The 10277-nt window shown below is 46.1% G+C and carries 10 protein-coding genes; 1 reads left to right on the top strand and 9 read right to left on the bottom strand.

Annotated elements, in window-relative coordinates; genetic code table 11:
• Positions 1-163: 163 nt before the first annotated feature.
• A complete protein-coding gene (locus B3182_RS15055; RefSeq protein WP_292355703.1) occupies positions 164-1567 on the top strand; it encodes a PAS domain-containing protein in 1404 nt (467 codons plus the stop codon).
• A 53-nt stretch (positions 1568-1620) separates the two neighbouring features.
• Here B3182_RS15055 and B3182_RS15050 read toward each other — a convergent pair whose 3' ends face one another.
• The 9 genes from B3182_RS15050 to B3182_RS15010 all read right to left on the bottom strand — a co-directional run.
• Positions 1621-2403 carry a TorF family putative porin gene (locus B3182_RS15050; protein WP_292355701.1) on the bottom strand — a complete coding sequence of 261 codons (783 nt, stop codon included), beginning with the start codon at positions 2401-2403 and terminating at the stop codon, positions 1621-1623.
• 101 nt (positions 2404-2504) lie between these two features.
• A complete protein-coding gene (locus tag B3182_RS15045) occupies positions 2505-3548 on the bottom strand; it encodes a heme-dependent oxidative N-demethylase family protein (protein ID WP_292355699.1) in 1044 nt (347 codons plus the stop codon).
• Between the two features lie 9 nt (positions 3549-3557).
• Positions 3558-4511 carry a PDR/VanB family oxidoreductase gene (locus B3182_RS15040; protein WP_292355697.1) on the bottom strand — a complete coding sequence of 318 codons (954 nt, stop codon included), beginning with the start codon at positions 4509-4511 and terminating at the stop codon, positions 3558-3560.
• On the bottom strand, positions 4508-5110 hold the full coding sequence (locus B3182_RS15035) for a dimethylamine monooxygenase subunit DmmA family protein (protein ID WP_292355695.1): 603 nt from the start codon (positions 5108-5110) through the stop codon (positions 4508-4510). Before B3182_RS15035 ends, B3182_RS15040 begins: the two co-directional genes overlap by 4 nt.
• Positions 5111-5174: 64 nt before the next feature.
• A complete protein-coding gene (locus B3182_RS15030) occupies positions 5175-6290 on the bottom strand; it encodes an aminomethyltransferase family protein (RefSeq protein ID WP_292355694.1) in 1116 nt (371 codons plus the stop codon).
• Between the two features lie 154 nt (positions 6291-6444).
• Positions 6445-6939: a 6,7-dimethyl-8-ribityllumazine synthase gene (ribH, locus tag B3182_RS15025; RefSeq protein WP_292355693.1), complete on the bottom strand. Its 495-nt coding sequence runs from the start codon at positions 6937-6939 to the stop codon at positions 6445-6447.
• A 159-nt stretch (positions 6940-7098) separates the two neighbouring features.
• On the bottom strand, positions 7099-8058 hold the full coding sequence (locus tag B3182_RS15020) for an electron transfer flavoprotein subunit alpha/FixB family protein (protein ID WP_292355692.1): 960 nt from the start codon (positions 8056-8058) through the stop codon (positions 7099-7101).
• Positions 8059-8060: 2 nt separating this feature from the next.
• Positions 8061-8855: an electron transfer flavoprotein subunit beta/FixA family protein gene (locus B3182_RS15015; RefSeq protein ID WP_292355691.1), complete on the bottom strand. Its 795-nt coding sequence runs from the start codon at positions 8853-8855 to the stop codon at positions 8061-8063.
• 47 nt (positions 8856-8902) lie between these two features.
• On the bottom strand, positions 8903-10277 hold a 1375-nt coding region (locus B3182_RS15010), incomplete at its 5' end, for a hypothetical protein (RefSeq protein ID WP_292753368.1).

Raw genomic sequence — 10277 nt, 5'->3', positions numbered from 1 at the left:
AAAGTTCCTGCCTGAATTAAAAGCACTGTCATTGCAATACATAAAAGCAACGTAATCAGCTTGGAAAAAACAGCTCTTTGGCGTATGCTTTTAAAAATATATTTCAGGTCAAATTTCTTCAAAACCGGGCTTCCCGATAAAGCTGTTCTCAAGGGTCAGAACAATGGGTCTCATTATATTTACCATGATCATGTTAAGCATGATCACAGCCATCGTATTTGGTACATGGTGGGACAGCACAGCCCCATTCAAAATACATTTTGCGGTGGCGGCAGCCATATTTGCAGCATTATTTTCTGCTGTACTTACCATTGCTTTTTATCCTCGTAGCCAACGGAAACTGATGCTGGCTGGCAATCAGCCATCAGACAAGAATCTCGGTTGGGCAAATGATGTTGCAAAACGGCTATCAACACCCTCTGCCGTTATTGATGGTTTTAATATCATTTTTGCCAATAATGCCTTCCTACGTGAGCTGGGAATGAATGGTATGCGCGAACTGGTCACTAATATGCCACTGACCAATATGGTGCACCCCAGTAATCATGCTGCGTTGACTAATTTCATGCGACATATGAAAACCAACCATGAACCACATCAGACACTTACGCTACGTATGCTATATGTCGATGGCACGACCATACCCGTACATATATCACTTTCACCACTCAACTCCGAGGGTCAATCAAACCTTAATTTGCTCCAATTTTCTTCCATCACACAAGCGCAAAATGATTCAGAATTAAAATCAGAAAAATTCAATTTCCCAAGCCTCTTAAATAATATCAGACAAATCATTTTTATAAACAATGTCGATCAGGATATTATATATGCAAATACGGCCTGGGAAATATTGACTGACTTTAGTGTTTCAGAATCAATAAACAAACCTTTTTTAAGCTTTATACACCCTGAAGATATTTTACTTGTTGAATCAAGAATGAATTCACTTATTCAGGGAAAACGTCAATATTTTCAAATCGAATGTCGTGTCATTACCAAAAACGGTTCATATCGATGGGTCGAAATCCGTGCTTCCCGCAGTTCCAATTTTAAAGGTGAACGTTCCAGTGTCATTGGCACGTTGACCGATATCACTCAGCTCAAGCAACTTGAAGCAGCGCAGAAACATAATCGTCACTCACCCGTAGATATGATTATGACTAATATTCCCAGCATGGTTTACCGTTGTAAAAATGATCGTGACTGGACATTTGAATTTGTCAGCGATAGTTGCCTTGAAGTCACTGAATATCAGCCTTACGAGCTGATAAACTCAAACAATGTCACCTATATGCAGCTGATTCATTCCGAAGATCGACCTCGTTGTTGGGAACATGTACAGGAACAAATAGCCAAACAGCGAAAATTCCAGATGATCTATCGTATCTGTACTCGCACCAACAAAACCCGTTGGGTGATGGAACAAGGTGAAGGTATCTTTTCTGCCAGTGGTGAATTGCTAGCCCTGGAAGGTGTTGTTATCGATCTGAGTAACGATACTTCCTCTCAACTTGAGTTTGGACTACGTGAAATGCTTGAAAACAGACCCGATTTAATAAAATAACAGCCCCCCTTAATTAAGGGGAGCTGTGACTGTGATACATTTAGTAAGCTAAATCAGAAACTGCGTGAGATATATCCGATAAATTGGTCGTCACCACGATCGCCCCACCAGTCTTCATCAGCGTTGGTATCGGTATAGTTCACACCTACAGTCCAACCTTCAGAACCAGCAATCGTTAGGTCTTTACTCAGACCAATCTGGTAGTCTGTGTAATCATATTCACTGTAATTTTCGACATCCAGACGACCAACGTGCGCTGACAAATTGAAGCCCATTGGCAAACCGTAAGCGAAATTCAATTCATAGTACCCTGTGCCTTTGGAATCACCATTTGCGTCAGCACCCATAGTATTGTTATTGACACCGCCCCAATCTGTCAGCGTACGACTATATTTAGCAGTAAACCATTTCCAAGTCCCAGCCACATAGGCTTCTGTGGTATCAAAATCTTCATCACTACCACCGGCCAAGCCTGGTACTTTCTCACGATCAGGGTAGTAGAACTGCAATATACCCACATCGACACTAAAGTCATCGGTAAACTGATGGTAATAACCACCATAAAAGTCTACTTCAAGACTGTTACCCACATTAAGATCTTCTTCCAGACTGGAAGCCCATACGCCCGCATACCAGCCACTGGTATGAGCATAGTCAAAGCCACCCTGCAGAGCCACGTCTTCATCACTAAAATCAATACCACGGAAATTGTATTGACTGAACAGACCGACATTGGCACTGACACTATGTGGCGAGGTTGTTTCGGCAAATACTGATGCGCTCGTCATTAAGCTCATCCCGGCCAACCCTGATACCACCATATTTCTCATTTTCATTTTTGTTTCCTTCTGGGTTTTTAAAGGTAATGCGAACCGCTGGCCGGCATTAGCCAGCGGCCAGTGCTATGGACGAAAGCCCATATTCTTTGAAAGGAAATTTATTCCGGCTGGGTACCCAATCCCAGTTCGGCTCCGTCTTCTAATGGTTCCAAATAATCGATAACGGTTTGTCGATAAAGATCCAGGCCCTTATATTCGGAGAGATCAGGATGCAGATTAGTCAGCACCCGACGTAGCCGTTTTGCCCATTTTGGATAAGTGATCAATTCATCGAGGCTGATAAGATAACCACGCACACTGAAGGCAATCGCATTACTACGTGGCAGACGGAATAGCGCCTGCAATTCAACACGAAGGTGCACTTTCTCTCCGACATTTTCCGGAGTAACAGAAGCGTTATCCGGTCCCCATAATGGAAACTCTTCAGGAGAAGTATCAAGACGTGGATTCACTGTCATGGTCCAGTTAAGTCGGCGCACCGGACTGCCATATTGCAGATGCAGCAAATATTTCAATGCCCGGTCAAAAATGCCGATTTCATTCGCTTGTGGAACCGGGCCATGCCACTCTTTGAAAGACATTCCGGCATCAAAAGCGATTGACCAGTCGGCCTGACTGGTGACCATACCCATATCAGCAAACAAGTCGTCGTCGCGATGATCCATGATGATCCAGTCACCCTGTACCTGACGGCTGATGTATTCAAACGGCTCCATTGGCAATGTACTGGTATCACCAAAAGTAAAGGTCTGATCAATTTCCAGTGGTTTGTTAATCCAATGCCATTGATTGCCGTTTTTGGTCAGTTCAAACCATTGGGGATAATCTGTCGACAATGAATCCATGATCAGTTCGACCATGTCCCATTGAGCGTCCATCATGTGTGGCAATGCAATATAACGCGTAGGATCGCGTTCAAGAGTCAGACGTCGATCCTCACATTCGGCGATGTAATGCTCATCAATATCGATGGCATATTCAAAAACCGATCCCGGGTTGGTAGATACATGCTGCTCGATATTGACGCTGTACATGTATTCATCTTCGGCAAACGGAAATGGAAAACGCCGTATTGCCTCAGGTGAATTACGGAAAGTGTAATCGTCACGGAAAGTTTCTTTTTTAAAGGCTGGAGTATTCATAAGACGTCCTCAGATATTGAGTAATAATTTCTGACAGCGGGCCCTGGAGACGCAGGGCATGATTTTGTTGCCAGACGCTTTCTCGGCATCAGACAGATAATGATCGTTATGCATCAGTGCACCATCGCACTCCAGAACTTCGACTTCACAGCGCCCACATGCACCGCCACGGCAGAGAAAATCAGGTTCCAGACCAGCCTCTTCCATTGCTTCGAGCATGCTCATATCGCCAGGGACTTCAATTTCCATATTGGACTTGACGAGTTGCACTCGAAACGAATCACCGATAGGTGGTGCCAGGAACTGCTCGCTATGAACATGCGTTTTTGGCCAGCCTAAATCTTTGGCTGTCAGTAATAATGCATTGACCATCGGCTCTGGACCACACACATAAATATGGGTACCAAGAGGTTGGTTGGATAGAAGGTCATGGAAATTAATTCGCTGTCCTTCACTTTCAATATGCAGATGCAATCGATCACCACACATTTGTTGTAGTTGTTCTACAAAAGCACCATGCTCAGCTGAACGGAAGGCGTAATGCATTTCATACTCATCACCGAGTCGGTTTAAATCGGCGATTTGCGACATAAATGGCGTAATTCCGATACCGCCGGCAACCAGAATGTGTTTTTTTCCTAACTTGGAAAGACTGAACAGATTGACGGGATAGGTTATCTGCAACTTGGCTCCTACTTCGACGCCGTCATGCATGAATACCGAACCACCACGCGAATTTTCCTGTCGACGCACTGAAATATGATAACTATCAGTATTTTCCGGAGATCCCATCAGTGAATAAGGATTACGATGGATTCGACCATTGATGTTCATCGACACTACTACATGACTGCCACCGGAAAACCTCGGTAACGGCTGGCCATTTTCTTGAACCAGCGTGAAATGTTTCACCATATCGGTGACCTGTTCGACATCGGCCACTTTTACGTTCAGGATACTCATGGATAAACCTCTTCAATCTGTGGAATGTTGCCAGGCTCCTCTGCATCCACCATCACCCCCATGTACGCACCAAGACGCCGGGAAAAATGGTCACGGACAAACAGATGTCGACCACAATTGCTACATGGGAAGACATTGTGATGAACATCACGGGTAATGGTTTTGCAATGAACACAATACACCGGCCTTGCCAATGTGCCGCACAACTCTTTCTGCACATCAACATCCTGAACACCAGCAGCACGGGTTTTCTGCAAAACTTGCCACATAAAAGCTTCGCTGCCTGCCACATAAAAGTGGGTTCCCATCGTGCAGTCTTTCAGTCGTTGTTCCAGATTTGCCAGCAAGCTTTCTTCTGAATCACAAATATCAAGCTCCTCCAGTACGATTTGCTGCAGGATGTCTGAATAATTTTTTTTGGCCGTTGGTAAATCTGCATAAAGCACCTGAATAGGCTCTTTGGGGTACATCTGCTGAAATAATTTAAGAACAGCAATACCACCCTCGCCCCCGGCTACCACCAGATGTGCAACCGCAGGGGTTTGCCATACCAGTGAGTCGTACAGTGGTTTGCTTCTTATCCAGTAACCTCTTTGCATAATGATTTCCTCATTAAATCTGGCTAAGCGCGACCAGATTCCTGGCTGGCGCTGTGCAGACTATTTACTTTTGTTGTTCCGGATGAGTACGCAGGCGCATCGGATCATAGAAAGGCATTTTGGCAACATAGGCTTTGACCGGTTGTTTGCCTTCCACCATCACTTGAGTCCCTATCGCGAGATGATCAGGATGCAAATGCACCAGCGCCAGAGATTGCATCAGGTAATTGCTGTAACTGGAACTGGTCACCACCCCAATATCTTTACCGTCATGGGTAATACGAGAACCAGGCTCAACAGCCTCGGCGGTCATACAGGTAATACCGGCCTGCTTGAAGCGTTCTTTGCCTTTAGAGGCCAATACAGCTGCTTTGCCGATATAATCGCCAGGTTTATCCAGATCGACACCCCAGCCCATATTGACTTCCCAGGGGGTGGTATCGCCCTCAGGCATCTCATAGGGGAAAAACAGCAGACCTGCTTCTACACGGGTAAGATCAAGCGAATCCCAGGAGGCGGCAATCACACCAAATGGTTTGCCTTTTTCCAGAATCATGTCCCAGATATGAATGGCATCATCGGCACTGCAGTAGACTTCATAACCACGCTCGCCAGAATAGCCGCCACGGGCAATTTTGATAGCACAGCCAAACAGTTTCGCGTCAACATGACGGAAATAAGGCAGCGTTTCCAAATCAAAGTCCAGATGAGGATTCAGCACTTCCAAGGATTTTGGTCCCTGCAATGACAGGATATGTACATCCAAGTCCGCTGCGATCTGAACATTTTTACCCTGAGAGAGCTTCTCCAGCTGCTGTGGGGTGGCACCGCTGCCATGTGACAGGCGGAATTGATTCGGCGCATCGCAAATTACCATAATGTCATCACATAACGCACCAGTCTCATCCACTTCAGCTGCCAGCCTTGAGGTACCTGGTTCCATTTTGGTGACATCAATAGTGACCAGTTGGTCCACTACTGCCGTTGCATCAGGACCGCTCACATTCAGAATATTCAAAGCAGATACGTCATACAGACCTGCCCGAGTACGAACAGCAATCACCTCTTCATCAGCATCCGATTTATAGCTCCACGGAATCGGCATATTGTTCCAGGTGTCCCCATTCAATAACGAACCGAGTTCCTTATGACGTACGTTCAGGATTGAATTTCTAAGCATTGCGATCTCCACATTCATTAAAATTTATGGCATAGACAAACCATAGCCCAGCAAGCAATGCTCGAAAATTCCCAAGATGGCGTACTCCCAATGGAGTAAATAGCCATACTCGAATTGAATCAGTTGAGGTCTTCTACAAGATCAAGAATATTTATTAAGCCGATATAGATTTTGGGAGTTGCTGTAACCGTTGCAGGGTTTGAATCATTTCCAGCACAACCTGGGCTGACTCTTTGCCTTTGACACGAGCTCGGGTACTCGCCTGTTCTTCGTTTTCGGTCGTCAGAATGGCATTGGCAATAGGGACACGGTAATGCTGCTGTATTTCCGTAATGGCCCGAGCTGATTCATTGCAAACCACCTCAAAATGATAGGTTTCACCGCGTATCACACAGCCTAACGCTATCAGACCATCAAATTTTCCGCTCTCCGACAGTTCTGATAAAACCAATGATATTTCTAGTGCGCCTGGTACGGTAAACAGCACAATATCGTTGCTGGCTACCGCCGCTCGATTAAGTTCATCGATACAGCCGCTGACCAAGGCGCTGCCAATGGCCGGATTAAAGCGGGACTGAACGATACCGATCCGTAGACCTTTGCCATTCAAACCAGCTTTCGTTGCTGACACTTTTAGATCATCTGTCATACCGATTTTCCTTCATATAGGTCGCGAAACCAACGGGGATGTCTGCCAAGGCAGACACTGCCAGTAACCCCGCCAGCCCACGAATTTAGGAGGGTCAATTGTTATTCCATCACTAATTGTTGAATGTTCTGAGAGAACAACAATCCCTATAAATCCAGCCTATTCAAAATGGCTGCGCAACTCTTCTTCGATTTCGAAAATATCGCCGACAATGCCGTATTTGGCGATAGTAAAAATCGAAGCGCCTGGATCACTGTTTACAGCAACAATAGTCGGCACATGTTTCATGCCCGCCATATGCTGAATCGAACCGGAAATGCCCATCGCTACATACAGTTTGCAGGATCCAACCACCTTGCCTGACTGACCGACCTGACGGGATTTTGGTAACCAACCGGAATCGGCAATAGGTCTTGAGCAACACAAAGTGGCATCTGCCATCTCAGCCAGCTCACGGAACTGTTCAACATTAGCTTCTTCGGCAATACCCCGGCCTATCGACATAATGAAATCGACCGTGGTGATATCAATATCATCTGCCCCACCGGCCTCAACAAATTCCAGGTTAGTACTGCGTGATTCGATATTGGTCATATCTTCTGACGATACCGATGGAGAAGCTTTTTCCTCAGTCGGTTTGAAGACGCTTGGACGAATGGTCAACAGCACACATTGCTTGCCTGGAAAATCCAGCTCTACATTGACCTTCTGGTCATAGCCGGATCGTGTCGCCACCAGTTCATCGCCATCATATTGCAGTCCATATACATCGGTAGCAAAGCCATAATTACCCTTGCGTGCCAGAGTGGCTGCGTAGCCTAGAGAATCGACACTATGAGGGAGCAGAACCACTTCGGGATCCAGCTTTTCCATCAGCGAAGTGATTGCAGCTTCAAAGATATCCGGATCAAACTCGACAGTGGCCGTTTTTACCGTGATGATTTCATCTACACCGGCCACTGACAGATCGGCAACATAATTTTCAGCCTGTTCGCCAATCACAGCTACCACAACCTTGTCATCAGCCTGTCTTAGTTCCTGTGCCGCAGCAATAACTTCCAGTGAGATAGGTCGCAGTTCGCCACGACGGTGTTCAGCAATTAGTAAGAATGTTTTCATGGTTATTCCCCTTTGAACTCACGAATAATTTCAGCCAGTTTTGCTGCCTGTTCAGCAGGTGTACCTTCAATCATTGAGGCCATCCCTTTTTCAGGAATATACATGCGCCGTACACGTGATAAAGCAGCATCAACACCAACATCACTCTCACTCAAACCCAAATCACTCAGGCTGATTTCATCTACAGGTTTGGCAGCTGCCTGCTTGATGCCACGTAATGAGGCGTAACGCGGGGTATTGATACCCAGCTGAATGGTGAGCACCGATGGGCAGTCAATTTCCACTTCCTGTGAAAGTCCGCCTTCCAGTTCCCGGGTGATTTTGGCTTTATTACTGCCAGGCTGATATTCAAGTCCTGCAACCACTGCCGCATGTGGCCAATTAAGGCTGGCTGCCAGTGAAATACCGGTTGAACCAGCGGCTTCATCTGATGACTGCACACCAGCAAATACCATATCCGGTTTTTCTTTTTCGACGACAGCGGACAGGATGCGACCAATCGTGACAGAATCAGAACCTTCCATTGCATCATCCCAGACTCGAATAGCGCGATCAGCACCTTTAGCCAAGCATTTTCTCAGGACGTCATCGACCCTTTCCGGTCCGACCGATACCACCACCACTTCAACTTCGGTGTCAGATGATTCTTTGATAACCATCGCTTCTTCAAGTGAAAAATCATCCCACTCGTTGAGGTCGTAAAGCAGAAAATCCTCATCGACATCAAGTTGATCATCACGAATTTCGAAGTCTTCATCTAATGCAGCGACTTCTTTAACTGCAACCAGTATTTTCATCAGATTTATCTCCTAGTTGACTGTATAAAACAGCATTTCTAATGCAGCTAAGGCTGCAAATATTTTTGTGTAAACCATTTGAACACCATAAAACGGACGGATAGATCAGGATCGTCATGCAGGCTCCAGCGGTCGTGATCATTCAGTGAAGGGTTGGATACCAGCATTAACCGATGCAAGTAATACGGGTCTTCCAGCAGAGGCAGCAGAGTGTCTCGCTCGGCCTTTGGATTAATAATTACGCCACGACGTATATCAGTCTGTTGAGAACCCGACAGTCTTATCAAAATGGCTTGCGGGGTATTAGCGTTGCTGGCCACTCCGCTCAGCACGTCGACATCATCTTCAGCAGACAGCATGCCGAGCACATCTGCAGGGGTGTTCTTTTGATACGCCACACCGGCTCTGACCCAGACGCTGTTATCTACAGAAAGCCGTCTGAGAATATCGATGGATGTCAGTGGGTTTCGCGTTACTGCACGACGAACTTCATCATTCTGGTCCTGGGCCAGTTTATTAAGCAGCATTTCATCTAATTGGGGATGACGGGCTACTCTCTGTCTAACCCAGTGATCTTCATCATTAGCCAGCTGCTGCAAATTTTCATCTGTCAGGTCAGTTCGACTCGCCAAAGCCCGACGCACAATATTGGTACTGTTATGGATCATCTGGTTAGCGAGCTCTTTGCTCAGAGATGGATTACCTGCCAGAGTACGAAGCACGCTGACGTCATCATGTTGCGCCAGAATGGCTAATTTTTCCGGGGATAACCGGGGATTTGCCGCCAGATGTCTTAGAATGTTTATGTCTGTTTCATTAAATGCCAAATCCAGCAAAAACTGTGGACATCGGATATGAGTCACCACAGCGGATCGGATAAAACAGTTACCTCGCTGATAGAGCTTTTCCAGTAATTCAGGGGGTGTTTCAGCATGGACAGCCAGTTCGTTATCAAACATATCTGGATAACGTTGTTCAAGGCGATTCAATGTATTTGCATCGGTATTTGGATGCGCAGCAATGGATTTGAGAATTGGAATGTCATCCTCGCTCATAGCCAGACTGTTCAGTAATGTCGATGAGCTGTGTGCATGCTGAGTCAGCAGGCTGATCAACTGCCGATCATGACCACCTTTTTTATAGATAGTGTTCAATGTGCCGGCACGACTGGATGGATTTTTATCCAATCTTAACCGGATTGTTTCATCCTCGATTTCCGCCAGCATTTGCAGCACTGCTGCAGGTGTATGCTCCCAGCGAGCCAACAGCAGTGTGTTGCGACGCTCCTTACAAAGTATGTCGCTCAACTGCTGTTTATGCTCACCCTCAGCCAGTTCATACACTGCTGCTGCACTATGCAGATCGCCACTGCTTATCGCACAGTTAATCAGTGCATCGGCAGTCTCCGGCAGGCAGATATCA

This window comes from Methylophaga sp. UBA4204 (assembly GCF_002379485.1).
Taxonomy (GTDB): domain Bacteria; phylum Pseudomonadota; class Gammaproteobacteria; order Nitrosococcales; family Methylophagaceae; genus Methylophaga.
This window is presented reverse-complemented; position numbering and strand designations above follow the sequence as displayed.

Coding starts and splice junctions, on each gene's coding strand:
- B3182_RS15035 (WP_292355695.1), bottom strand. CDS start 5,110: ATGCAAAGAGGTTACTGGATAAGAAGCAAACCACTGTACGACTCACTG.
- B3182_RS15055 (WP_292355703.1), top strand. CDS start 164: ATGGGTCTCATTATATTTACCATGATCATGTTAAGCATGATCACAGCC.
- ribH (WP_292355693.1), bottom strand. CDS start 6,939: ATGACAGATGATCTAAAAGTGTCAGCAACGAAAGCTGGTTTGAATGGC.
- B3182_RS15050 (WP_292355701.1), bottom strand. CDS start 2,403: ATGAAAATGAGAAATATGGTGGTATCAGGGTTGGCCGGGATGAGCTTA.
- B3182_RS15045 (WP_292355699.1), bottom strand. CDS start 3,548: ATGAATACTCCAGCCTTTAAAAAAGAAACTTTCCGTGACGATTACACT.
- B3182_RS15030 (WP_292355694.1), bottom strand. CDS start 6,290: ATGCTTAGAAATTCAATCCTGAACGTACGTCATAAGGAACTCGGTTCG.
- B3182_RS15020 (WP_292355692.1), bottom strand. CDS start 8,058: ATGAAAACATTCTTACTAATTGCTGAACACCGTCGTGGCGAACTGCGA.
- B3182_RS15040 (WP_292355697.1), bottom strand. CDS start 4,511: ATGAGTATCCTGAACGTAAAAGTGGCCGATGTCGAACAGGTCACCGAT.
- B3182_RS15015 (WP_292355691.1), bottom strand. CDS start 8,855: ATGAAAATACTGGTTGCAGTTAAAGAAGTCGCTGCATTAGATGAAGAC.